Consider the following 24,158-nt stretch of genomic DNA (forward strand, 5'->3'; position numbering starts at 1 on the left):
CGCTTTCCAAATTGCACTCTCACGCATGCCGCCAGTCGCCGGCCCCCCTCCTTGAAAACCTCACATCACCTGAAAATAGATGTTTCACTTGAAGCATTGAACGCATAAGAAATTGCTGCGATGTTGTTCGCAATTTTCCCATCTCAGGACAGACCATGGCTATTTCAGCAGCACTTGAAAACCGCATCGTTTACGTGAATGGCGAATATGTTGCCGCCCGCGATGCCCGTATTTCCATCTTTGACCGTGGCTTTCTCTTCGGTGACGGCATTTACGAAGTGACCGCCGTGCTTGACGGTAAGCTGGTCGATAGTGATCCGCATATGAAGCGCCTGCGTCGTTCAACCGGTGAAATTGGTATTCCGATGCCGATGAGCGAAGATGAGATCGTCGAGATCGAGCGCGAACTGATCCGCCGTAATAATCTGACCGAAGGTCTGGTCTATCTTCAGGTCACGCGCGGCGACGGTCGCGACCGTGATTTTGTCGCCAAGGGCTTGAAGCCATCAGTCGTCCTGTTCACTCAAGTTAAGGCCCTTGCCAACAGACCGGAAGTCGAAACAGGCATCCGCGTGCTGTCACTTGATGATCTGCGCTGGAAACGCTGCGACATCAAAACCGTCTGCCTTCTGCCGCAGGCGCTCGCCAAAGAAATCGCAAAGAATGCCGGTTGCGATGAAGCCTGGATGCTGGAGGACGGATTTGTCACCGAAGGCGCATCTTCAACTGGCTATATCGTCACGCAGGACGATGTCATCGTCACCCGCCCCAACTCCAATGCGGTGCTTCCGGGCTGTACACGCCTGTCGCTGTTGCAGCTCATCGCTGAAACCGGCATGACGCTCGAAGAGCGCGCTTTCACGCTTGATGAAGCCTATGCTGCGAAAGAAGCCTTCATGACCAGTGCGGGTACGTTCGTAACGCCGATCTCGTTTATCGACGACAAACCAATCGGTGGCGGCAAACCCGGTCCGGTGGCGCTCAAGCTGCGTGAGATCTATCTCGACCACGCGCGCCGCACTGCAATCTGAAAATCATAAATCAAGTTGAAAACAGATCGGGCCGGAACTGAGTTCCGGCCCGACTGGCTCACGCCTCCCTCTCCCAAAAGGGCGGAGCAAAAGCGCGAAAACGCGCTTTTTCTGAGCATTTTTCCGCGAAAAGCGACGTTCAAAATGTGATTTTCACGGCAAGCTCGTGTTCATAATATGGCCAATTCATGGCAAGCCCCTATTTTAGCGGCGTTGGTTGTAAACATCGATGCACACAGCGCCCAGCAGAACGATCCCTTTGATGACCTGCTGATAGTCGATCCCGATACCAAGAATCGACATGCCGTTGTTCATCACACCCATGATCAGCGCGCCGATCACAGCCCCCGTCACACGCCCCACACCACCATAAGCCGATGCGCCACCGATGAAGCAGGCAGCAATCACATCAAGCTCAAATCCAAGACCGGCCTTTGGTGTCGCCGTGTTCAGACGTGCTGCAAAAACCAGACCGGCAAGGGCTGCCAGCACACCCATATTCACAAATGCAAGGAAGGTCAGCCGCTCGGTCTTGACGCCCGAAAGCTTCGCTGCATGGCGATTGCCACCGACCGCATAAATCTGACGACCAATAACCGTGCGGCTTGTGAGAAACGCATAGGCCGCGATCAAAACAGCCATGATAATCAGCACGTTAGGCATGCCGCGATGCGACGAGATCAGCAGCGCCAGATAGGCGATGCCTGCAAAGAACAGAATATTCTTGACCACAAACAGGCCGAACGGTTCTGTCTCGACCTCATGCGCAATATGACGTGCACGCGAGCGTGTGTTCTGCCAGACGATAAAACCAGCAAGAACCAGACCAAGGATCAGCGATGTGAGATAAATACCGCCTGTCACACCAATGAATTCAGGAATAAAGCCTGACGAGAGCTTCTGAAACATCGGTGGGAATGGACCGACCGACTGTCCGCCGAGCACCGCCAGCATCAACCCCTTGAAAACCAGCATGCCAGCAAGTGTGACGATAAAGGACGGGATATTGAAATAGGCAACCCAGAAGCCCTGCATCGCACCAATAATTCCACCGGCAATCAGGCACAGAATGGCGGCAATTGGAAACGGAATTCCCCATCGCACCATCATCACAGCAGCCAGCGCGCCGATGAAACCACACACCGATCCGACCGACAAATCGATGTGCCCGGTCACAATAATCAGCAACATTCCAAGCGCCATGATGACGATATAACTGTTTTGTAACACGAGGTTAGTCAGGTTCAGCGGCTTCATCAGCACGCCGCCGGTAACAATCTGGAAAAAGATCATGATTGCAATCAGCGAGAGCAGCATTCCCGATTCACGCAGATTATTCTTTAAATAGCGCCCCACGCTGCTTGGCGCCTTCTGACCGCCCTGGATAACGTTCTCGCTCATTGTTGTTTTCCTTTGTTCTGCATGATGGCGCGCATGATGTTTTCCTGCGTTGCTGCCTCGCCCGCCACTTCGCCGACGAAAGCGCCCTCGTGCATGACGACAATGCGGTCGCAGATCCCGATCAGCTCCAGCATTTCGGATGAAATGACGACCACGCCCTTGCCGCTGTCAGCCAGTGAATTGATGATTGTATAAATGTCGTATTTCGCACCCACATCGATACCGCGCGTCGGCTCATCCAGAATGAGCACATCCGGTCCGGTGAACAGCCATTTCGACAGCACCACCTTCTGCTGGTTGCCGCCTGAAAGCGTGCCGGTTTCCTGATAAACATTGTGGCAGCGAATGCTCATTTGAGAGCGGTAGTCGTTCGCGACCTTCATTTCGCGAATGCTGTCGATCACCCCCTTGGGGCTGACGCCGCGCAAATGCGCGAGTGATATGTTGCGCGAAATATTTTCGCCCAGAACAAGGCCCAGCTTCTTGCGGTCCTCAGTCACATAGGCGAGACCCGATTTGATGGCGCGGGCAACGCTCGAAATATCAACCGGCTTGCCATGCATGCGCACATCACCGGAAATATTTGTACCCCATGAGCGTCCGAACAGGCTCATGGCAAATTCGGTACGACCCGCACCCATAAGGCCAGCAATGCCGACGATTTCGCCCGCTTTCACTTTGAACGACACGTTTTTAACCGAGTGACGTTCCGGGTGCAGCGGATGATAAACCGACCAATTGTCGACCTCGAAAATCACATCGCCGATCTTCGGATCACGCTTTGGATAGCGGCTTTCCAGATCACGATCGACCATCTTGCGGATAATGTCATCTTCCTCGACTTCGCCCGCATGACAATCCAACGTCGCAACCGCGCGTCCATCGCGCAGCACGGTAATCTTGTCAGCCACTTCGCGAATTTCATTGAGCTTGTGCGAAATCAGGATCGAAGTGATGCCCTGCGCACGAAATTCTTTCAGCAAGGCCAAAAGCGCCGCACTGTCGGTTTCATTCAGACTTGCCGTTGGTTCATCAAGAATGAGCAAGCGTACCCGTTTGGAGAGCGCTTTGGCGATTTCAACAAGCTGCTGTTTGCCAACACCAATATCCGTCACCAGCGTATCAGGCGACTCCGTCAGTCCGACTTTCTTCAAAAGCGTCTTTGTGCGCTGATAGACTTCGTTGCGATCAATCACACCGTAAGAGCCGGGTGGATTGACGAGAAAAATATTCTCGGCAATCGACATCAGCGGCACCAGTGCAAGCTCCTGATGGATGATCACGATGCCAAGCGCCTCGGAATCATTGATGTCGCGGAAATGCCGCTCCTCTCCGTCAAAGACAATCGAACCGTCATAACTGCCAGAGGGATAAACACCCGACAGCACTTTCATCAGCGTGGATTTACCCGCACCATTTTCACCCACAAATGCGTGAATTTCTCCCGGCATTACCGTGAAATTGACGTCACTCAACGCCTTCACAACGCCGAAAGATTTGCTGATGCCGCGCATTTCCAGCAGTGGTTTACCGGCACTATCCGGCTGTCCACTGTTCTGCTCAAGCGGGACAGAATTGGTTACGTTCATCGCTCGCTCCCATAACGAACCTGCCATGCCACCACTCCCAGTTTTATCGCCTTCAAAAAGACAACGCTGTCAATCTGTTGGCCTAACCCAGTTCGAAAACTGGGCGGCGGGGATGATGGCATTAGAGCAGGCATGCCGGACGCACTTGTTTTGCGGCGCGTCCGGGCACAAAATTTACTGGATCTGATCTTCTTTGTAGTAACCGCTATCGACCAGAACTTCCTTCCAGTTCGACTTATCGACGATCACCGGCTTGAGCAGATAGGACGGGACAACCTTGACGCCATTGTCATAGGTCTTGGTGTCGTTCACTTCCGGCTCTTTGCCGCTCATCGCAGCGTCAACCATATCAACGGTGACCTTGGCGAGTTCGCGGGTATCCTTGAAGATTGTCGAATTCTGTTCGCCAGCAAGGATCGACTTGACCGAAGGCACCTCCGCATCCTGACCGGAAACGGCAGGCATCGGCATGTCGCCGCTGCCATAACCAACGCCCTTAAGCGACGACAGAATACCAATTGAAATGCCGTCATAAGGTGACAGAACAGCGTCAAGCTTCTTGTCGGAATAAAAGGCCGAGAGGATTGAATCCATACGTGCCTGAGCGGTTGCCCCATCCCAGCGCAGCGTTGCGACCTTGTCCATACCGGTCTGGCCGCTGCCAACAACAAGCTTGCCGCTGTCGATGTAAGGCTGAAGAACGGACATTGCGCCATTATAGAAGAAATAGGCGTTGTTATCGTCAGGCGAGCCGCCGAACAATTCGATATAGAAAGGGCCTTCCTTGTTCTTGAGATCAAGTGCCTTTTCAATCGACTGTGCCTGCAACACACCAACCTGGAAATTATCAAAGGTCGCATAATAGGACACATTCGGTGTGTCGCGGATCAGGCGGTCATAGGCGATAACCTTGATGCCTGCATCATTGGCCTTTGCCAGAACATCGGACAGCGTGGTGCCATCAATTGATGCCACGACCAGAACCTTGGCACCCTTGGTGACCATGTTTTCGATCTGCGCCAGCTGGTTCGGAACATCGTCTTCCGCATATTGAAGATCGGTCTTATAACCGCGCTCCTGAAGCACCTTGACCATGTTATCGCCGTCAGCAATCCAGCGCGCCGACGACTTGGTTGGCATAGCAACGCCAACAAGACCCTTGTCCTCTGCCTGTGCAAAGCCGGTAAAGGCAAATGCAGCTAATGCTGCCGCCAGTGTGAATGATTTTATGCCTGCCATTGGTTCACTCCCATCGTAGGACAGGCTTTTAAGGCCTGCCATTCTCCCAAACTTCCGCTACCGCCATCTGGCTATGCGGAATTCCTCCAAAACAAGTCACAACAGCACTCAGCCTGCGATCTTGTCCCATGCCTCAACTGCACGCTGCGCGCGGTCGCGAACCTCAGCAGCAGTCAGTCCAGCCTTATAAAGACTGGAACCTAGTCCAAAACAGCGCACGCCCGCGCCGACATAAGTGGCAAAATTATCTTCCGATACGCCACCCACAGCACCCACCGGAATATCTTTTGGCAAGACTGCACAAATGGCCTTGATGCCATCGGCCCCCAGCACACTCGCCGGGAAGAACTTCAACGCCGATGCGCCTGCATGAATGGCGCTGAAAGCCTCAGTCGGCGTGAACACGCCGGGCATCGTCACCATGCCATGATGGGCCGCGCGGCGAATGACATCCGGCTCGACATTGGGGCTGACCAGAAGCCTGCCGCCGACATCATGAAGCCGATCCACGTTCTCAACCGACAGCACGGTGCCAGCACCGATCAGCACATTGCCCGGCGCGAGCTTTGCAGCTTTCTCAATGGAGACAAACGGCTCCGGCGAATTGAGCGGAATTTCAATCGCCTCAAAGCCCGTCTCAATCAGAGTGGAGACAATGGCTTCGGTTTCTTCCGGTCGAATGCCGCGCAGGATAGCCACCAGCGGATAGCGAAGCTTCGGCCATGCGATATGATCGATCATTGCGCACCTCCCGCAAATGCATGTCGGGCGGCCATGAACAATCCATCGCGCACGAGTTCATCGGCTTCGATGCGAACCACTGTCACACCGGCAATCTCAAGTGCAGAAGCATAAAGCGCGCCCATCATGCCGTCGGAAAGCAGCAGAACTTCATGAGGTTTTCCGAACAATGTGCGGCCACCGGCAACCTCCAGCCCGATCAGCAGACCCGACAGACGTGCAAGCTGATCGGTCGGCTTATAGTCATGCACCAGCCAGCCAGCACGCACCGTAAAGAGCGCGTTGGCGATAAGCTCCGGTGTTTCAAGCGAAGCTTTCACGCCTCTAGCAAAGGCTTCGCTCTTTGGGTCAACCGGTCCGGCCCCTTCAAGCGCACCGGAGAGAACCGACTTGTCTTTGAGAAGCGCAAACAATTCACCCGTCATGAAAGAGCGATAATCGTTGAGCTTGCCATCTGCAATCTGAACCCATTTGGCGTGCGTTCCGGGCATTACTACCACGGCATCCCGCGTACCGCGATGTACCAGACCAAGCAGCTTGGTTTCCTCGCCGCGCATCACATCCGGCGCATCGACGCTCCGCCGTGCAACACCCGGCAGCATGAGGACGGGGCGCTTTGCAGGCACGCGAACCGCAGCAGCAACGACGCCTTCAAGCCCAGCGGGCAAGCTCATATAAGGTGCTTCGATCCAGCCAGTGCGCGAACCCGCCATGCCGCAGATCACCACCGGCAGATCATCCGGCGCACCAAGCTTTGCCAGATGCTGTTCAAGCAGCGTTTCAAAGCCCGTTTCTTTTGCAGAGATCAGCCCGTCATCACCACGGCTTTCATTGAGCACGTTGCCATCAACATCCAGCGTCCAGAGGCGGAACCGGGTTGTACCCCAGTCCGCAACTGCCGCAAATGGTGTTTTCACTCCCAACATCAATGGTTATCTCGTGGCAGGCCACGCGTATGCGCAATGTCCTGATACTTGACCGCGTTTTCGAGAACCGCACCCGTTTCCATCTGACCAACAACCGCGCGCTGAATTTCCTGCCACGGCGTCTGGCTTTCCGGATATTTATAACCACCGGCAGCTTCCAAAGCCTTGCGGCGTTCGGCCAGCTCGTCATCCGAAATCAGAATATCCGCCGTACCACGACCAATATCGATGCGGACCCGATCACCCGTCTTGAGGATGGCAAGGCCACCGCCAGCGGCTGCTTCCGGCGACGCGTTGAGGATCGACGGCGAACCCGACGTGCCCGACTGGCGACCGTCGCCGATGCAAGGGAGCGAACTGATGCCCTTCTTCAAAAGATAATCAGGCGCGCGCATATTCACGACTTCTGCTGCCCCCGGATAGCCAATTGGACCCGCACCACGCATGAACAGCACCGAACGCTCGTCAATTTCGAGCGACGGATCATCAATCCGGTGGTGATAATCTTCCGGGCCATCAAACACAATCGCCTTGCCTTCAAAGGCATTCGGGTCTTTTTCGTCTGTGAGATAGCGATTGCGGAATTCTTCCGAAATAACGCTCAATTTCATGATCGCCGACGAGAAGAGATTGCCGCGCAGCACGCGGAAACCGGCATGTTTCTTCAATGGCTGGTCAAAGGTCTTGATGACATTGCTGTCTTCAATCGTAGCATTTTTGCAGTTTTCACCGATGGTCTTGCCGTTGACAGTGATCGCATCCTCATGAATGAGGCCCTGCCCCATCAGCTGATTGACGACTGCTGGCACGCCGCCCGCGTGGTAGTAATCTTCGCCGAGATATTCGCCCGCTGGCTGGAGATTGACCAGAAGCGGAATTTCCTCGCCATATTTCTGCCAGTCATCGACGCTCAGCTCCACGCCGACATGACGTGCCAGTGCATTGAGATGGATCGGCGCATTGGTCGAACCGCCAATCGCGGAATTGACGCGGATCGCATTGATAAAGGCTTCCTTCGTCATGATGTCAGTTGGCTTGAGGTCTTCATAAACCATTTCCACAATGCGGCGGCCGGTCAGATAAGCCACTTCCTGACGATCACGGTAAGGGGCCGGAATCGCCGCCGAACCCGGAAGCTGCATTCCGAGTGCTTCGGCAAGCGAATTCATCGTCGTGGCCGTACCCATCGTGTTGCAATAACCGGTCGATGGTGCGGAAGACGCAACCAGCTTTACAAAGCCCGCATAGTCGATCTCACCCTTGGCGAGCAACTCACGCGCCTTCCAGACGATGGTGCCCGAACCCGTGCGTTCACCCCGGAACCAGCCATTGAGCATCGGACCAACGGAGAGCGCAATTGCCGGAATATTGACGGTCGCAGCAGCCATCAGGCAGGCAGGCGTGGTCTTGTCGCAACCAATGGTCAGCACAACGCCATCCAACGGATAGCCATAAAGCACTTCAACGAGGCCGAGATAAGCAAGGTTGCGATCAAGGCCCGCAGTCGGACGCTTGCCGGTTTCCTGAATCGGATGGACCGGAAATTCGATCACGATGCCGCCCGCTTCACGCACACCTTCACGCACGCGATTGGCAAGTTCCAGATGATGACGGTTGCACGGCGAAAGATCAGAACCCGTCTGCGCAATGCCGATGATCGGACGACCGGATTGCAGTTCTTCCTGACTGAGACCGTAATTCATGTAACGCTCAAGATAGAGCGCCGTCATATCAACATTGTCCGGGTTATCGAACCATGCGCGTGAGCGAAATCTCGGTGCTTTCGGCGTAACGGGCTTATTCATTTCATTGTCCTGCATGGGTAAGAGACCGCCGCGCGGCCCCAATTCCTAGTCTTCAAAAGATTCAACGGCATGGCGCTTTCCGAGAAGGAAAGCATCGGCAACATGGGTCAGAGGTGCTAGGTCAACATCGCTCTGCCCTTCGCCAACCAGCTTCACAAAATTCTGGTAAAGACGCTGATATTCACGATCAGGCTCCGCCATTTTTTCCGTGCCTGCGATCGTCAGCCGACTGCCGCCATGACTGAGAAGCAGCGTTCCCTTGTCTGTCTCGACCCGAATATCCCATGTCTGCGGACCCGTCTGGCGCCAGTCGAGTTCAAAGGAAACCGGCACGCCGCCTTCCGTTTCAAACGCGAGATCAGCGGCAATCGGTGCCGCCCGATTTTCTGGAAAATAGAGGTCGGACTTGGTGAGAAAAAACCGTTCCGGCAGAATATGCGTCACGATTGAGAGCGCATTGATGCCCGGATCGAACACACCAAGACCACCCGGCTCCCAGATCCATTGCTGGCCGGGATGCCAGTGGCGCACGTCCTCTTTCCACGACACCGCAACAGATTTGATTGCGGCATCTTTCAGAAATCCGCGTGCCGGTTCAACGGCTGCGGCTTCGCGCGAATGCCAGGTCGCATAAAGCGTAACGCCCTGCTTTTCAGCAAAACGCGTCAGCGCCTGCACTTCCGAAATCGTCGCGCCCGGAGGTTTCTCCAGCATCACATGCTTGCGCGCCGCAAGGGCTGCATAAGCCTGATTGAAACGCCCCTGCGGCGGCGTGCAAAGCGACACCGCATCGATTGCAACATCACTCTCAAGCAGCTCTTCAATGTCATGGAACGACGGCAACCCATCAAGACCCGCATTGCGGCTGGCAATGGCTTTGAGTTCAATGCCACTCGTCGCTTCAATCGATGGCAGATGCTGGTCGCGGGCAATCTTGCCAAGACCAACAATTGCCAGATTGATATTGGACGCCACTGTCATCTCAAAGCGCCTTCACGGCAATATCTTCGGCTTTCGCCTGCGCCAGCCTGTTGACCAGCGGATAACGGAAAGGCTTTGCGGAAATTTCGAACTGGTCGCCGTTTTCCGTCTTAACACCTTCCGAAAACGACAATGTCGCCGTGCCGAAGAAATGCACATGAATGTCTCCCGGACGACGGAACAGTTCATATTTGAAATGATGATGTTCCAGATTGGCGATCGTATGCGACATGTTCGCTTCGCCCGACAGAAACGGCTTTTCAAAGATCACCTGATCGCCACGCTTGATCCGCGAAACACCCTCAACATGATCCGGCAGAGCGCCCACATAAAGCTCTGGCCCCAGCGACGCCTGACGCAGCTTTGAATGCGCCAGCCACAGATAATTCTGCTTTTCGATCACATGATCGGAAAACTCATTGGCGAGGCAGAAGCCAAGGCGGAACGGCGTACCGTCCGGGCCGATCAGATAGATGCCTGCGAGTTCCGGCTCTTCACCGCCATCCTCGGCAAAAGCTGGAGAGACGAGTTCACCGCCCGTCGCGACCAGCGCCGACCCATCGCCTTTGTAAAACCATTCCGGCTGAACGCCCGTCTCACCGCGCTTTGGTTTACCGCCTTCAACACCCATCAAAAACATGCGCATCGAGTCGGTCGGCTTTTCAGCGGCCTGTGCTGCCTTGTGCATCTTGTCACGACCATCCGCCGAACCAAGATGTGTGAGGCCTGTCCCTGCAACAATAAAATGCGCGGGATCTTCATGGGTAATAGGCAGGTCAACCTGACCATCAGCAAGTGCGGCATCAAGATCGACAGCTTCACCTTTGCCATTACGCTCAACCTGCTCAGCAAGGCTAATGCCCGCAGAGATCGCCGCCCATGCCAGTTCGTAAGTCGTCGTCACGCCATTGACGATATGGGCCGCGCCTTCATCATCGCAAGCGGCCACACGTGTTTCTCCGCGCAAGTCGCGGATTTGTACCAGACGTAACATTAAACCTCCCATTTTCCGCAAAACGCTTGCGGAACATTCTTCTCGACCGTTCAAAAACACAGGTATGCGGATGAACGGCTCCTTCTCATTAATATGACTATTTCGGCAAATACCCACTTGTCAAGCAAGGGAAACACAGCGCGCACCACCCCCATACCAAGACCATTGCCGCCCCCTTAATAAACGCATGATTTCACTATTAAATTCGCCATCATGCACGTTTGTCGCACCCCCAATTTTCAGCGAATATACGAAATGTACTTGCCATAAAGTAATATTATATGCTTCATAAACACGAAGGCTGGGAGAGCCTTTTTATTGGGAGGACTTAATATGAAACGCAGTCTGACGGCTCTGACAGCCGCATTTTCATTCGCTCTGATCTCAAGCGCATCCGCCGCTTCCCTGACGGTCGGCTTCTCGCAGATCGGTTCGGAATCGGGCTGGCGCGCCGCCGAAACAAGTGTAACAAAGCAGGAAGCTGAGAAGCGCGGCCACACTCTCAAATTTGCCGACGCACAGCAGAAGCAGGAAAATCAGATCAAGGCCGTTCGCGGCTTCATTGCACAAGGCGTTGATGCCATCCTGATTGCGCCGGTTGTTGCAACCGGTTGGGATGCGGTCCTGAAAGAAGCCAAGGAAGCCGAAATTCCGGTCGTGCTTCTCGACCGCCAGATTGATGCACCGGAAGATCTCTATCTCACCGCTGTCACCTCCGATCAGGTCCATGAAGGCAAGGTTGCGGGCGACTGGCTGGTCAAGGAAGTCGGCGACAAGCCTTGTTCGGTCGTCGAGCTTCAGGGCACGACAGGTTCTTCTCCGGCGATCAACCGCAAGAAGGGCTTTGAAGAAGCACTTGCAGGCCACGATAACATCAAGATTTCCCGCTCGCAGACTGGCGACTTCACCCGCACCAAGGGCAAGGAAGTCATGGAAAGCTTCATCAAGGCCGAAAATGGCGGCAAGGACATTTGTGCAGTCTACGCGCATAATGACGACATGGCCGTCGGCGCCATTCAAGCCATTAAGGAAGCTGGTCTCAAGCCCGGAACCGACATTAAGGTCGTTTCAATCGATGCCGTGCCGGATATTTTCCAGGCAATGGCCAATGGCGAAGCCAATGCAACGGTTGAGCTGACGCCAAACATGGCAGGTCCTGCTTTCGACGTCATTGAAGCACTCAAAGCCAATGGCACTGTTCCGCCAAAATGGATCCAGACCGAATCCAAGCTTTACACACAGGCTGACGATCCAAAGGCCGTTTATGAAGCCAAGAAGGGCCTCGGCTACTAAGCCTCAGATCACACCTTCATGCCTCCGGGCCGCTTCTCATCGCGGCCCGGAGCGGTTCTGCAAGATGCGAACGGAAGACTGCCATGGCTCGCCCCGACATCGCTGCGCGCGAGACGCCAGCAACGCCGCTTCTTGAAGCGCGCTCAATAACCAAATCCTTTCTCGGAGTAACTGCGCTTGATCACGTCGATTTCGTGCTCAATCGTGGTGAAATACACGCGCTGCTCGGCGAAAACGGGGCAGGAAAATCAACGCTTATCAAGATATTGACTGGCGCCTATCATGGCTTTGACGGTTCGGTTTTGCTTGATGGACAAGAAATTGCGCCAGCTTCCGTTTCAGAAGCGCAGACGCTTGGTATCGGCACGGTCTATCAGGAGGTCAATCTCTTGGAGAACCTGACCGTTGCCGAAAACCTGTTTCTGGGTCGTCAGCCACGGCGTTTCGGTTTCATCGACCGGCGTCGCATGGAGACCGACGCGGCCACCCTGCTCGCCCGTTACGGCCTCACCATTGATGTCGGCGCACCACTGTCCGCTTATTCGGTGGCGATCCGACAGATTATCGCAATCGCTCGCGCGGTGGATGTTTCCGGTAAGGTGCTGGTGCTGGATGAGCCGACCGCCAGTCTTGATGCCCGCGAAGTCGAGATGCTGTTTGGTGTGCTGCGTCAGTTGAAAGCCGAAGGCCTCGGCATCATCGTGATTACGCATTTTCTGGATCAGGTCTATGCCATTGCCGATTGCGTCACCGTACTGCGCAATGGCCGACTGGTTGGCAGTCGCAATCTTTCAGAACTACCGCGCACCGATTTGATCTCAATGATGCTTGGCCATCAGTTGCAGGAAACCGTCCGCAGACACCTGACGGAAGAAGCAAGCGATAACGGGACTGCCCCCATTCGCTTTTCAGGCTTTGGTAAAAAAGGCAGTGTTGCACCATTCGATCTTGCCATCAAGCCGGGTGAAGCGGTCGGCATTGCAGGCCTTCTCGGCTCTGGCCGGACAGAAACCGCATTGCTCATGTTCGGCGTCGATCAGGCAGACAGCGGTGCACTCACGGTTGATGGTAAAGATACAAAGCTGCCCTCTCCTGTTGCAGCCATTGCCGAACGCTTTGCCTTCTGCCCGGAAGAGCGCAAAACCGATGGCATCATCGGCGATTTTTCGGTGGCAGAAAATATCGCGCTCGCCATACAGGCAAAACACGGCTGGTCGAAGCCGATTTCCTCACGCGAAAAAGCAGCGCTTGCAGAGCGCTATATCAAGGCGCTGGATATCCGCCCCGCAGATCCAGACAAACCGATCAAGTTTCTATCGGGCGGTAACCAGCAAAAGGCCATTCTGGCACGCTGGCTGGCCACCGATCCGCGCCTGCTGATTCTGGATGAACCAACCCGCGGCATAGACATCGGCGCCCATGCGGAAATTCTCAAACTCATCGGTGAACTCTGCACCGAAGGCATGTCTCTGGTGATTATTTCATCCGAGTTTGAGGAGCTTGCAGCCGTGGCAAACCGCGTTGTCGTGCTCTCAGACCGCCGCCATGTGGCAGAACTTTCGGGCGCAGAAATCACCGCCGACAATATCGTGCGTGCCATCGCCGAGACCGGAAGCATAAAGGAAGATGCAGCATGATGGCGCGTATTGGCAAAAAACTGAAAAGACTAAGCCCACAGCTCGCAGCCCTTGCGCTCATTCTGATTGTAAACACCATCATATCACCGGGCTTTCTAGGTATTTCTTTTCAGAACGGGCGCCTTTACGGAAGCCTGATCGATATTCTGGTACGTGCTGCGCCCGTTGCCATTCTCGCCGTCGGCATGACACTGGTGATTGCGACACGCGGTATTGATCTGTCGGTCGGCGCGGTCATGGCAATCAGCGGCGCTGCGGCTGCATCGCTCATCGTTTCTGGCTATCCGCTGGCGATCGTCATTCCCGTGGCACTCGGCGTGGGTCTGCTCTGCGGTCTGTGGAACGGCTTTCTTGTCGCCGTTTTCGATATCCAGCCGATCATCGCAACACTGATATTAATGGTGGCTGGGCGTGGCATCGCGCAGCTTATCACCGAAGGCGCAATCCTCACCTTCAACAATGATTCCTTTGCAACTCTTGGCTCCGGTTCGTTTCTTGGCGTGCCGGTGCCGGTGCTGATCTGGATATTGGCAGGCCTTGTCGTCGGGCTTGTCGTGCGCTCGACAGCGCTTGGCTTCCTGATTGAAGCAACCGGCATCAACCGCCGCGCCGCCATGCTGGCAGGCGTGAAAGCCCGCTTTCTTCTGTTCAGCGTCTATGCAGTATCAGGCCTTTGTGCAGCGCTTGCCGGACTGATCGCAACCGCCGATATTCGCGGCGCAGATGCCAACAATGCCGGCCTCTGGCTTGAACTCGATGCCATTCTGGCGGTCGTCATCGGCGGCACATCATTGAATGGCGGACGTTTCTCGATCATGGCATCGCTGCTCGGCGCGCTGATCATCCAGTCGATCAATACCGGCATTCTGATGGCTGGGTTTCCGCCAGAATTCAACCTCATCATCAAGGCAGGCATTATCGTGATCGTACTCACGTTCCAGTCGCCTGCAATTGCTGGCTTCTTCACCTTCCTGCGCGCTGAACGCAAAGGCAATACAACCAATACAAACCAACATAGCCAACAGGGAGCACGGCAATGAGAGTGCTTCGCAATCTGCCTTTCGTCACAACGGTCGCGATTTTCCTGCTCGCCTATGCGGTCTGCGTGATCCAGTTCCCGAACATGCTGTCAACACGAGTGATCGGTAATCTTCTGACGGACAATGCCTTTTTAGGTATCGCAGCCGTTGGCATGACCTTTGTGATCATCTCCGGCGGCATCGACCTATCAGTCGGATCAGTCATCGCCTTTACCAGCGTTTTTGTGGCAGTCCTTGTAGGACATGGCGTGCATCCGTTGATAGCCTTTGGCCTCATTCTGGTGATTGCCGCAATGTTTGGCGCGTGGATGGGTATGATGATCCATTATCTCGGGATACCGCCTTTTGTGGCAACGCTTGCAGGCATGTTTCTCGCACGCGGAGCGGCATTCCTGATCTCGACACAGTCTGTGCCGATTTCGCATCCATTCATCGAAACCTTACAGGGCTTTTACTTCAGGCTTCCCGGTGGTGGCAGACTGACTTTTGTCGCCATGCTGATGCTGGCTGTCTTCATCATCGGCGGCATCATTGCGCATCGCACACGCTTTGGCGCAAACATCTATGCGCTCGGCGGCAATGCGCAATCGGCGGAACTGATGGGCGTTCCCATTGGCCGCACGACAATCGGCATCTATACGATGTCGGGCATGCTTTCCGGCTTGGCAGGCATCGTTTATACGCTCTACACATCATCCGGCTATTCGCTGGCAACCGTTGGAGTGGAGCTTGACGCCATTGCATCGGTGGTCATCGGCGGCACACTTCTCACCGGTGGCGCCGGTCTGGTGGCAGGTACGTTCGTCGGTATTCTGATACAGGGCCTCATACAGACTTATATCGTTTTCGATGGAACGCTGTCTTCGTGGTGGACAAAAATAGCAATCGGTATCTTGCTGTTCCTGTTCATTGCGCTACAGCGAGGACTTGTATGGTTTTCCGATATAAGACTCGCGCGTCAACGCATGAAGGAGGCCTGAATTGGGATTACTGGAAACGGCCATAACCGGACGCAAGCGCCATAACAGCCACGCCGTTGTCGTGGGTGAACTGGGGCGCGGCATCGTCGCAGGCACCATTCCCGAAGGCTCGATACTTCCGGGCGATAACGAATTGTCGCTGCGCTTTGGCGTTTCCCGCACTGTTCTGCGCGAAGCGATGAAAACGCTGTCTGCAAAACGCCTGATCGAACCAAAAGCCAAAGTTGGAACCCGTGTGCTCGGCGCAAGCAGCTGGAACTTTTTTGATCCTGACGTGCTGACATGGCGGTTTGAAGCAGGCTTTGATGAGGTCTTTGTCGATCATCTGGCGGAAATGCGCATGGCGCTTGAACCCGCTGCCGCCGCCGCTGCCGCAAAAAATGCAACCAGCGAGGAACTTGTTGAGCTTTATGCGCTTGCTGCGAAATTTGACGACCCCATGCATACGCCAGAATCCATCGCTAAGGTCGACCTTGAGTTTCATCTGGCAATTGCCCGCATGTCAGGCAATCCATTCATGCGTTCCGTGAGCAGCCTGATTGAAGCAGCGCTTGCAATTTCGTTCCAGTTATCGTCTCCGGCAAGTTCACCCGAAGGCATTGCAGAATGTGCCGCCAATCACATGCGCATTGCTCATGCAATTGCCTCGCGCGATCAGCAAAAAGCACGTGCTGCGATGGAAAGCGTGATCGCGCTTGGCGTTGACCGTATTCGCGAAGAAATCTGATTACGTGACGTTGAGATCGAACTTCGGATCGCCGCGCAACGTATTGCTGACGGTGCAGATTTGCTCGGCCACCTCTGCAAGACGATGCTTTTCATCTTCCGTGAGATCGCCATCGAAATGAAATGTTACAGCGAATCGTTCGATGCGTGACGGGCCTTCATGTGCCTTATCGCCTTTTACCTCCACCCGAACATGGTCAAGCTTTTCACGCAATTCGAGCTTGGTCGCAGCAACACGCGCGCTGAGCGCCATGCAGGCTGCAAGTGATGCATAGATCAGATCGAGCGGGTTAAAACCCGGCTGGCTGACGCTGGTGACAATCTCCACCGCGCCGCCTGTCGGCGTTGTGATTGTCGGCAGCTTGCCATGTGGCATTTCCGCAACCGCCCCGGTTTCGCGGGTTCTGAATTTCAGTTCACTCATCACAAAAGCCTCCAATACATCACACAACACCTATCATTTCAAACGATCAATCAAGGCCATTGCAGCTTGTGGGTTGTGCGCCTTATGGCCGCTGATGACATAAAGATAAACATCGCGGGCAACGTTATCGGGAAGCGGCGGCGTGATGGTTTTAAGACTATCGGGCACATGCCCAACCGCAATTGCTTTGGCCCGCTCTGCCCAATGGTCAAGATCCGCCTCGCTGTAGCCGAGCTTCTGGCCTTCCTGCGTACCCATGATGCGCAGATAGGCAAAAGGCGCAGTCATATCAGCAATTTCCACGAATTTGCTGTCGCCCGCAATCACCACCGCAACGCCATATTCCCGCAGCAGCGCGATGAAATCCGGCGAGTTGAAACTGTCGTGACGCACTTCGACCGCATGGCGCAGATCGCGCCCATCGACACGTTTTGGCAGAAGCTTGAGAAAAGCTTCAAAATCGGCTGGATCAAACTTTTTCGTGCCCATGAATTGCCAGTTGATGACGCCAAGCTTGTCTTTGAGTTCAAGCAGGCCACCGGTCACGAATTTCTCGATGCTCTCTCCCGCCTCGGCCAGCACCCGCCGATTGGTCGAAAAGCGCGGCGCTTTCAGCGAAAAAACGAAATCATCCGGCGTTCCATCATGCCATTTGGCAAAAGTCGTGGGCTTTTGCGGACCATAATAGGTGCTGTTGATTTCAATCGAAGTCAGCTTGCTTGATGCATATTCGAGCTGGCGTTTTTTGGAGAGCTTTTCCGGATAAAAACTCTTGTCCCACGCCTCAAAAGCCCAGCCGCCGATACCCACACGGATTCTGCCTGAATTTGTCTCACGCATTTCATCCATACCTTCGCGACATGAGTTCATCAGCTTTGCTCATCATATTTAGGCTGTTTTCACAGCCTCCGCTATGCTGTTATCACTTTGCTTTACTGGAGGAGTAAACAAATGTCGGAAACAAAAGATCCGATCGTTATCGCCAGTGCGGTACGAACACCGATCGGAAGTTTTCAAGGCGCGCTCAAGGGGGAGAGTGCAACTGCACTTGGCGCTGTCACAATCAAGGAAGCGGTTCACCGCGCTAATCTTAATCCTGATCAGATCGACGAAGTGCTCATGGGCTGTGTCTTGCCCGCAGGGCTGGGACAGGCACCCGGACGTCAGGCCACAATTCATGCCGGTCTCCCGCAATCTGTGCCCTGCTCGACCATCAACAAGGTTTGCGGTTCAGGCATGAAGACTGTCATGCTGGGGGCTGATCTCATTTCCGCAGGAAGTGCGGACATTGTGGTCGCAGGCGGTATGGAAAGCATGACCAATGCACCTTATTTGCTTGAAAAAGCACGCAGTGGCTATCGCATGGGCCACGGCAAAATCTACGATCACATGTTTCTCGACGGTCTTGAAGACGCCTATGACAAAGGGCGCGCCATGGGAACATTCGCGGAAGAAACAGCAGATCACTACCAGTTCACGCGTGAGCAACAGGACGAATTTGCCCTCCGCTCACTTTCGCGCGCACTCAAGGCAGCTGAGGCGGGTTCTTTCGCACAAGAGCTGGTCCATGTTGCAGCGCTTGACCGCGACGAGCAGCCAACCCGCGCAAAGCCCGAAAAAATACCAAACCTCAAGCCTGCCTTCCGCGAAGGCGGCACGGTTACAGCCGCCAATTCTTCATCGATTTCCGATGGTGCGGCATCGCTTACCCTGATGCGCCTGTCCAAAGCCCAAAAGCTGGGCGCAGAACCGCTTGCCATTATTCGCGGCCACGCAAGCCACGCACAACAGCCCTCGCTCTTCACCACGGCCCCGATTTTTGCGATGAAAAAACTCTTCGACAAAACCGGCTGGACTGCACGCGACGTTGATTTGTTTGAAATCAATGAAGCTTTCGCTGTGGTTGTTATGGCTGCAATGCAGGAACTCGACCTCCCCGCCGACAAGGTGAATATCCATGGCGGTGCCTGCGCTATGGGCCATCCGATTGGCTGCTCTGGCGCACGCATCATCGTTACCCTGCTTCATGCCATGAAGCTGAACGATCTCAAGCGCGGCATGGCTTCAGTCTGTATCGGTGGCGGCGAAGCAACAGCCATTGCTGTTGAAACAATATGAGGGGGAAAATGGATATTGAAGGAAAAATCGCCATCGTCAGCGGTGGTGCATCGGGCCTTGGTGCCGCAACCGCACGTGCGCTTGCAGCCAAAGGCGCGAAAGTTGCAATCCTCGATTTCAACATTGACGGCGCCAATACAGTGGCAGCCGAAATCGGCGGCATCGCCATTCAATGCGATGTTTCAGACGCTGCAAGTGCTGAGGCCGCATTCAAGGCAATCGGCGAAAAGCTCGGATCACCACAGATTCTTGTCAATTGCGCGGGCGTAGCACCAGCAAAGAAAATGCTGGCGCGTGATGGCAGCGTCATGCCGCTTGATGATTTCCGCAAAGCGGTTGAGATCAACCTGATCGGCTCGTTCAATCTGCTGCGGCTGTTTGCCGATGTCGCCTCCAAAAGCGAAGCCCTGCCAACGGGCGAGCGCGGCGTTGTCATCAACACAGCATCGGTTGCAGCCTTTGACGGCCAGATCGGCCAGACGGCCTATGCAGCGTCTAAAGGCGGCATCGTCGGCCTAACATTGCCTGCGGCACGCGAACTTGCCCCCCTTGGCATTCGTGTGTGCGCCATTGCACCCGGTATTTTTGAAACCCCCATGCTCAAAGGCCTGCCGCAGCCTGCACAGGATGCGTTGGGCCAGATGGTTCCTTTCCCCCCGCGTCTGGGTCGGCCAGACGAATATGCGGCACTCGCGCTGCATATTATCGAAAACAGCATGCTCAACGGCGAAACCATTCGGCTCGATGGTGCGCTGCGTATGCCTCCGAAATAGAGCGCATGCGCGCCAAAGTCGTTCAGACATTTTGAGAGTAGGGAAATGCATAAAACCTCAACAAACAGCAACATGCGGACCGGTGGCCAGATATTGGTGGATGCACTCGGCATTCACGGCGTTGACCGCGTTTTCTGTGTGCCCGGCGAAAGCTACCTTGCGGCGCTCGATGCTTTCCATGACGTCAGTGACCAGATCGATCTTATCGTCTGCCGTCAGGAAGGTGGGGCTTCTTACATGGCCGAAGCCTATGGCAAGCTGACCGGCAAGCCCGGCATCTGCTTTGTCACACGCGGCCCCGGTGCGACGAATGCCTCCGTCGGCGTTCATACCGCGTTTCAGGATTCCACACCGATGCTTCTGTTCATCGGGCAGGTTGCAAGCGATCAGGTGGAACGGGAAGCATTTCAGGAAGTTGATTATCGCCGCATGTTCGGCCAGATGGCCAAATGGGTGGTGCAGATCGATGATCCCGCCCGCATCCCGGAACTGGTCAGTCAGGCTTTCCATCGCGCAGTCAACGGACGCCCCGGCCCTGTGGTCATCGCTCTCCCCGAAGATATGCTGACCTCACACGCAACCGTCAGCGATGCGCCCGCTTACAAGCATGTCGAAATGCATCCGGGAAGCGATCAGCTACAGGACATGAAAGCACTTCTCGAAAAAGCCGAGCGGCCACTGATGATCGTGGGCGGCGGCGGCTGGAATAGCCAAGCGGTTCGCGACCTGCAAACATTCGCTCAAAACATGTCGCTGCCTGTTGCAGCATCCTTTCGTTGCCAGGATATGTTCGACAATCATCATCCACTTTATGCCGGTGAAATGGGAACGTCGATCAGCCCGAAACTCGCCGCCCGCGTCAAAGATTCCGATCTTTTGCTGGTGGTGGGTGCACGCCTTGGTGAAATGACCACGCAGGGCTATGAACTGATCAATATCCCTGTGCCAAAGCAGAAGCTCATCCATATCCATCCGGGTGCGGAAGAGCTTGGCCGTGTCTATCACGCTGATATTCCGATCAATGCCAGCATGGCTGCCTTCACCAAAGCAGCCTCAAAGCTTGAACCTATCTCTAACCCTCGGTGGAAAGCATGGGCTGAAAGCGCCAAAGCCGATTACCGTGACAATCTGAAAACGCCGACAATTCCCGGTGACGTTCAGATGGGTGAGATCATGGAGTGGCTGCGCGCACATCTCGCCGATGATGCCATCATCACGAATGGCGCTGGCAATTATTCGGCATGGCCTCATCGCTTTTATCAGTACCGCACCTATCGCAGCCAGCTGGCACCAACCAATGGCTCCATGGGCTATGGTGTGCCAGCTGCCGTTGCCGCCAAGCTGACCGCACCAGAACGCACAGTCGTCTGTTTCGCCGGTGACGGCTGTTTCCTGATGAATGGTCAGGAGCTTGCAACGGCTGCGCAATATGGAGCCAATGCGATTTTCATTGTGGTCAATAACGGCATGTATGGCACGATCCGTATGCATCAGGAACGCACCTATCCGGGCCGCGTTTCCGGCACTGGCCTTGCAAATCCCGACTTTGCAGCGCTTGCCCGCGCCTATGGCCTGCATGGAGAAACGGTGGAAAAGACCGCAGACTTTGCGGAAGCTTTCAAGCGCTGCGAGCAATCGGGTAAGCCGGGGCTGATTGAAATCCGCATCGACCCGGAAGCGCTTTCGCCCAAAATGACGCTAAGCCAGATGCGCGAACAGGGATTAGCCAAACAGAGATAACGAGTCTCTTTTGCTTTCGACTTCAAGCCGAGTTTTCACCATCATGAAAACTCGGCAAGATCCCGCAGGCGCCGATTCAATCCATTTAAATGGCGCGAATCCCCCTACCGTTCGGAGATATTGCCGTGATGTCACGTATGAACAGGTCTTAAAGCAGACAATACAACTTTAGTTTATATCGATACAATTTACAGTAGACTTCATCGCTCAAGTCGCACATAAACCGCCCGGGTTGCAATGGGAGGGGAAATTGCGAACACTTAATCTTTTTATTATTGGTTTTGGCTTTAGCGCACTTGTCATGACCTGCATTTATGCACTTGTTGGTGGATTACATTAAGATTGAAGAAGGCTCTCGCCTAAGAAGCTTGCCGAGGCTTCGCGCACTGCTCCAAGCATAAAATCACTGATCACTCTGATACGCGGTGCGGCCATAACATCGACATGGCAATTCATCCAATATTCGCGCTCAAGATACATTTCCTTTGGCAGAACCGGCACAAGTTCAGAATATTGGCTGGCAATGAAAAATGGCAACACACACAGCCCATAGCCTGTCAATGTTGCCACCAGTTGCGCATGAATGCTTGAGCCTTGATAATTGCAACGCTTTCCAGGCAAAATTTCACGCATGTAATCAAGACCGGGTGTAAACACCATATCGTCTATATAGCCGATAAAAGGATGCTGGGTCATATCTTCACGCGTTTTGATCGCTGAATGACAATTCAGATAATCGCGATGCCCATAAACAAACAAACGATAGGGCGTGAGTTTTTCACTGTGATAAGGCCCGGTACGCGGCATATGCAGCGTGATCGAAAGCTCCGCCTCACGCCGCGATAGCGACATGATTTGCTGGATCGTCACAACCTCCACCGAGAGGCTGGGATAGGACTGCGCCAGCACCGGCAGCCGATCCGCCAGAAAGAAATTGCCAAAACCTTCAAGAGTTGAAAGCCGCACCACACCCGACAATGCCGAAAAACTGCCCGTCGTCTCTGTCTGGAATTTCAGCGCCTCTCGCTCCATCACTTCCGCAGGCTCAACCAGTCGCTCGCCCATCGGCGTTAAAAGATAGCCGCGCGGATTGCGCTCAAAAAGCTTTGTTGCAAGCGCTTGCTCCAGACGATCAATGCGCCGCAGAACCGTAACGTGGCTGGTGCGTAATTGTCTTGCGGCAGTCGAAAGCTGGCCGGTGCGCGCGACCGCGAGAAAATATTGCAGATCATCCCATGAAAACTGCCGCAACGTTTCCTCCTTAAAGCTTCTGTACATTTTTGAACAGACACTGTTCAAAAATTGCTATTCTTGTACGCATTTGTCAATGCTACCGTCCATAGGACAAGCCCGCATGGAGGCCCTAAAGGAGGAACGAGCCGGGCGGAAGCATATGGGTGCCTAATCATGAGGAAGATTGGCCACCCTGTCTGAAAAGACGGCTTCAAATAAGCATTCCGTCCGACTTTGTCGCGACGATCATACGTTTTTGGGAGGAACACTGAATGAAACTTTTTGCACTTGCTACGGCTGCACTTTTTGCTGCAACCGCAATTTCATCCGCAGCGGAAATATCAGACGGCAAAGTCAAAATCGGCATTCTGAACGACCAGTCTGGCGTTTATGCTGACTTCGGCGGCAAATGGTCGTATGAGGCGGCAAAAATGGCTGCTGAAGATTTTGGCGGCACTGTGCTGGATGCGCCGATTGAAATCATCACTGCCGACCACCAGAACAAGCCGGACGTTGCAGCCAATATCGCCCGTCAGTGGTATGATACCGAACAGGTCGATGCCATCATGGAGCTGACCAGCTCCTCCGTGGGTCTCGCTGTTCAGGCACTTTCAAAAGACAAAAAGAAAATCACCATCAATACAGGTGCCGCGACATCGGAACTCACAGGCAAGCAATGCACACCTTACGGTTTCCACTGGGCCTATGACACCCATGCGCTGGCGGTCGGCACAGGTGGTTCGCTCGTCGAACAGGGCGGCGACACATGGTATTTTTTGACGGCAGACTATGCCTTCGGCTATTCGCTGGAAGAACAGACATCGAAATTCGTTGAATCCAAGGGCGGTAAAGTTCTTGGCTCGGTTCGCCATCCACTGAGCAGCACCGATTACTCTTCCTTCCTGCTACAGGCACAGGCATCGGGTGCCAAGGTCGTTGGCCTTGCCAATGCCGGTCTTGATACATCCAATGCGATCAAACAGGCTGCGGAATTCGGCATCGTGGCCGGTGGCCAGCGTCTTGCGGCTTTGCTCTTCACGCTTGCGGAAGTGCACGGACTGGGCCTTGACGCGGCACAGGGCCTGACGCTCACCGAAGGTTTCTACTGGGATCGCGACGATGAATGGCGCGAGTTCAGCAAGCGCTTTTTCGACCGCACCGGCCGTATGCCGAACATGATTCAGGCAGGCACCTATTCGGCGGTTCTTCAGTATCTGAAAGCCATCAAGGAAGCAGGCACCGACGAGACGGAAGCTGTCGCCAAGAAGCTGCATGAAATGCCGGTCAATGATGTTTTTGCCCGCAACGGCAAAGTCGGACCCAATGGCCGCATGATCTATGACATGTATCTCATGGAAGTGAAAAAGCCTGACGAAAGCAAGGCGCCATGGGACTACTATAAGGTGCTGGCCACCATCCCCGGCGATCAGGCTTACATGAAGCCGGAAGAAAGCGGCTGCCCACTGGTCACACAATAAGAGGCTAAT

The 24,158-nt window shown here is 54.5% G+C and carries 21 protein-coding genes; 10 read left to right on the forward strand and 11 right to left on the reverse strand.

Translation table 11 applies throughout. From position 1 onward, the window contains the following. The first annotated feature begins 155 nt into the window (after positions 1-155). Positions 156-1,031 (forward strand): D-amino-acid transaminase, encoded by an 876-nt coding sequence (locus tag ABE530_RS06670; RefSeq protein WP_499694023.1) that lies wholly within the window; start codon positions 156-158, stop codon positions 1,029-1,031. 204 nt (positions 1,032-1,235) lie between these two features. Here ABE530_RS06670 and mmsB read toward each other — a convergent pair whose 3' ends face one another. The 8 genes from mmsB to araD1 form a co-directional block, all read right to left on the reverse strand. Next, positions 1,236-2,432 carry a multiple monosaccharide ABC transporter permease gene (mmsB, locus tag ABE530_RS06675; protein WP_396997138.1) on the reverse strand — a complete coding sequence of 399 codons (1,197 nt, stop codon included), beginning with the start codon at positions 2,430-2,432 and terminating at the stop codon, positions 1,236-1,238. Next, the gene (mmsA, locus tag ABE530_RS06680) at positions 2,429-4,021 is read right to left on the reverse strand and encodes a multiple monosaccharide ABC transporter ATP-binding protein (RefSeq protein WP_499694094.1); all 1,593 of its coding nucleotides are present in this window, start codon (positions 4,019-4,021) and stop codon (positions 2,429-2,431) included. Before mmsA ends, mmsB begins: the two co-directional genes overlap by 4 nt. Before the next feature lie 174 nt (positions 4,022-4,195). Then, positions 4,196-5,260, reverse strand: a complete 1,065-nt coding sequence (gene chvE, locus ABE530_RS06685; protein WP_265985663.1) for a multiple monosaccharide ABC transporter substrate-binding protein — start codon at positions 5,258-5,260, stop codon at positions 4,196-4,198. A 108-nt stretch (positions 5,261-5,368) separates the two neighbouring features. Beyond that, the gene (locus tag ABE530_RS06690) at positions 5,369-6,001 is read right to left on the reverse strand and encodes a 2-dehydro-3-deoxy-6-phosphogalactonate aldolase (RefSeq protein ID WP_499694024.1); all 633 of its coding nucleotides are present in this window, start codon (positions 5,999-6,001) and stop codon (positions 5,369-5,371) included. Further along, positions 5,998-6,927, reverse strand: coding sequence for a 2-dehydro-3-deoxygalactonokinase (locus ABE530_RS06695; RefSeq protein WP_499694025.1), 930 nt, complete (start codon positions 6,925-6,927; stop codon positions 5,998-6,000). Before ABE530_RS06695 ends, ABE530_RS06690 begins: the two co-directional genes overlap by 4 nt. Beyond that, entirely contained in the window at positions 6,927-8,732 is a 1,806-nt protein-coding gene (locus ABE530_RS06700) for an IlvD/Edd family dehydratase (RefSeq protein WP_499694026.1), read from the reverse strand. The genes ABE530_RS06695 and ABE530_RS06700 overlap by 1 nt, the downstream gene beginning before the upstream one ends. A gap of 45 nt (positions 8,733-8,777) precedes the next feature. Then, positions 8,778-9,713 (reverse strand): Gfo/Idh/MocA family protein, encoded by a 936-nt coding sequence (locus ABE530_RS06705; protein WP_265985667.1) that lies wholly within the window; start codon positions 9,711-9,713, stop codon positions 8,778-8,780. A 1-nt stretch (position 9,714) separates the two neighbouring features. Then, positions 9,715-10,707, reverse strand: a complete 993-nt coding sequence (araD1, locus tag ABE530_RS06710; protein ID WP_499694027.1) for an AraD1 family protein — start codon at positions 10,705-10,707, stop codon at positions 9,715-9,717. Between the two features lie 333 nt (positions 10,708-11,040). On the opposite strand from araD1, the gene ytfQ reads away from it, so the two are divergent. The 5 genes from ytfQ (at position 11,041) to ABE530_RS06735 (ending at position 16,384) form a co-directional block, all read left to right on the forward strand. Beyond that, complete coding sequence (ytfQ, locus tag ABE530_RS06715) at positions 11,041-12,000, forward strand: galactofuranose ABC transporter, galactofuranose-binding protein YtfQ (protein ID WP_139976961.1); 960 nt, start codon at positions 11,041-11,043, stop codon at positions 11,998-12,000. A gap of 83 nt (positions 12,001-12,083) precedes the next feature. After that, on the forward strand, positions 12,084-13,637 hold the full coding sequence (locus ABE530_RS06720; protein WP_499694028.1) for a sugar ABC transporter ATP-binding protein: 1,554 nt from the start codon (positions 12,084-12,086) through the stop codon (positions 13,635-13,637). Further along, positions 13,634-14,677, forward strand: a complete 1,044-nt coding sequence (locus ABE530_RS06725; protein WP_499694029.1) for an ABC transporter permease — start codon at positions 13,634-13,636, stop codon at positions 14,675-14,677. The genes ABE530_RS06720 and ABE530_RS06725 overlap by 4 nt, the downstream gene beginning before the upstream one ends. Continuing rightward, positions 14,674-15,657, forward strand: a complete 984-nt coding sequence (gene yjfF / locus ABE530_RS06730) for a galactofuranose ABC transporter, permease protein YjfF (RefSeq protein ID WP_499694030.1) — start codon at positions 14,674-14,676, stop codon at positions 15,655-15,657. Before ABE530_RS06725 ends, yjfF begins: the two co-directional genes overlap by 4 nt. Position 15,658: 1 nt before the next feature. Next, positions 15,659-16,384, forward strand: coding sequence for a FadR/GntR family transcriptional regulator (locus ABE530_RS06735; RefSeq protein WP_265985676.1), 726 nt, complete (start codon positions 15,659-15,661; stop codon positions 16,382-16,384). Here ABE530_RS06735 and ABE530_RS06740 read toward each other — a convergent pair whose 3' ends face one another. Then, entirely contained in the window at positions 16,385-16,807 is a 423-nt protein-coding gene (locus ABE530_RS06740) for an OsmC family protein (protein WP_499694031.1), read from the reverse strand. Between the two features lie 33 nt (positions 16,808-16,840). Then, the gene (locus ABE530_RS06745; RefSeq protein WP_499694095.1) at positions 16,841-17,647 is read right to left on the reverse strand and encodes a DUF72 domain-containing protein; all 807 of its coding nucleotides are present in this window, start codon (positions 17,645-17,647) and stop codon (positions 16,841-16,843) included. A gap of 111 nt (positions 17,648-17,758) precedes the next feature. Between ABE530_RS06745 and ABE530_RS06750 the strand changes: the two genes are divergently transcribed. The 3 genes from ABE530_RS06750 to ABE530_RS06760 are packed head-to-tail and all read left to right on the forward strand — an operon-like array spanning position 17,759 to position 21,438. Further along, positions 17,759-18,925, forward strand: a complete 1,167-nt coding sequence (locus ABE530_RS06750) for an acetyl-CoA C-acyltransferase (protein ID WP_499694032.1) — start codon at positions 17,759-17,761, stop codon at positions 18,923-18,925. Between the two features lie 8 nt (positions 18,926-18,933). Beyond that, complete coding sequence (locus tag ABE530_RS06755; protein ID WP_499694033.1) at positions 18,934-19,698, forward strand: SDR family oxidoreductase; 765 nt, start codon at positions 18,934-18,936, stop codon at positions 19,696-19,698. A gap of 45 nt (positions 19,699-19,743) precedes the next feature. Continuing rightward, positions 19,744-21,438, forward strand: coding sequence for a thiamine pyrophosphate-binding protein (locus ABE530_RS06760; protein ID WP_499694034.1), 1,695 nt, complete (start codon positions 19,744-19,746; stop codon positions 21,436-21,438). Positions 21,439-21,774: 336 nt separating this feature from the next. Here the strand turns inward: ABE530_RS06760 and ABE530_RS06765 are convergent, their stop codons facing one another. After that, positions 21,775-22,689, reverse strand: coding sequence for a LysR family transcriptional regulator (locus ABE530_RS06765; RefSeq protein ID WP_265985688.1), 915 nt, complete (start codon positions 22,687-22,689; stop codon positions 21,775-21,777). A gap of 254 nt (positions 22,690-22,943) precedes the next feature. On the opposite strand from ABE530_RS06765, the gene ABE530_RS06770 reads away from it, so the two are divergent. Then, complete coding sequence (locus ABE530_RS06770) at positions 22,944-24,149, forward strand: ABC transporter substrate-binding protein (RefSeq protein WP_499694035.1); 1,206 nt, start codon at positions 22,944-22,946, stop codon at positions 24,147-24,149. Positions 24,150-24,158 lie beyond the last annotated feature (9 nt).

This window comes from Brucella sp. TWI559, assembly GCF_039674265.1.
Classification (GTDB): Bacteria; Pseudomonadota; Alphaproteobacteria; order Rhizobiales; family Rhizobiaceae; genus Brucella; species Brucella chromiisoli.

What these genes read in the sequence shown, in the direction of transcription:
- ABE530_RS06745 (WP_499694095.1), bottom strand. Translation starts at nt 17,647, where the DNA reads ATGCGTGAGACAAATTCAGGCAGAATCCGTGTGGGTATCGGCGGCTGG.
- ABE530_RS06700 (WP_499694026.1), bottom strand. Translation starts at nt 8,732, where the DNA reads ATGAATAAGCCCGTTACGCCGAAAGCACCGAGATTTCGCTCACGCGCA.
- ABE530_RS06755 (WP_499694033.1), top strand. Translation starts at nt 18,934, where the DNA reads ATGGATATTGAAGGAAAAATCGCCATCGTCAGCGGTGGTGCATCGGGC.
- ABE530_RS06750 (WP_499694032.1), top strand. Translation starts at nt 17,759, where the DNA reads ATGTCGGAAACAAAAGATCCGATCGTTATCGCCAGTGCGGTACGAACA.
- ABE530_RS06690 (WP_499694024.1), bottom strand. Translation starts at nt 6,001, where the DNA reads ATGATCGATCATATCGCATGGCCGAAGCTTCGCTATCCGCTGGTGGCT.
- yjfF (WP_499694030.1), top strand. Translation starts at nt 14,674, where the DNA reads ATGAGAGTGCTTCGCAATCTGCCTTTCGTCACAACGGTCGCGATTTTC.
- ABE530_RS06770 (WP_499694035.1), top strand. Translation starts at nt 22,944, where the DNA reads ATGAAACTTTTTGCACTTGCTACGGCTGCACTTTTTGCTGCAACCGCA.
- ABE530_RS06720 (WP_499694028.1), top strand. Translation starts at nt 12,084, where the DNA reads ATGGCTCGCCCCGACATCGCTGCGCGCGAGACGCCAGCAACGCCGCTT.
- ABE530_RS06695 (WP_499694025.1), bottom strand. Translation starts at nt 6,927, where the DNA reads ATGTTGGGAGTGAAAACACCATTTGCGGCAGTTGCGGACTGGGGTACA.
- ABE530_RS06740 (WP_499694031.1), bottom strand. Translation starts at nt 16,807, where the DNA reads ATGAGTGAACTGAAATTCAGAACCCGCGAAACCGGGGCGGTTGCGGAA.
- araD1 (WP_499694027.1), bottom strand. Translation starts at nt 10,707, where the DNA reads ATGTTACGTCTGGTACAAATCCGCGACTTGCGCGGAGAAACACGTGTG.
- mmsB (WP_396997138.1), bottom strand. Translation starts at nt 2,432, where the DNA reads ATGAGCGAGAACGTTATCCAGGGCGGTCAGAAGGCGCCAAGCAGCGTG.
- mmsA (WP_499694094.1), bottom strand. Translation starts at nt 4,021, where the DNA reads ATGAACGTAACCAATTCTGTCCCGCTTGAGCAGAACAGTGGACAGCCG.
- ABE530_RS06760 (WP_499694034.1), top strand. Translation starts at nt 19,744, where the DNA reads ATGCATAAAACCTCAACAAACAGCAACATGCGGACCGGTGGCCAGATA.
- ABE530_RS06705 (WP_265985667.1), bottom strand. Translation starts at nt 9,713, where the DNA reads ATGACAGTGGCGTCCAATATCAATCTGGCAATTGTTGGTCTTGGCAAG.
- ABE530_RS06725 (WP_499694029.1), top strand. Translation starts at nt 13,634, where the DNA reads ATGATGGCGCGTATTGGCAAAAAACTGAAAAGACTAAGCCCACAGCTC.
- ABE530_RS06670 (WP_499694023.1), top strand. Translation starts at nt 156, where the DNA reads ATGGCTATTTCAGCAGCACTTGAAAACCGCATCGTTTACGTGAATGGC.
- chvE (WP_265985663.1), bottom strand. Translation starts at nt 5,260, where the DNA reads ATGGCAGGCATAAAATCATTCACACTGGCGGCAGCATTAGCTGCATTT.
- ytfQ (WP_139976961.1), top strand. Translation starts at nt 11,041, where the DNA reads ATGAAACGCAGTCTGACGGCTCTGACAGCCGCATTTTCATTCGCTCTG.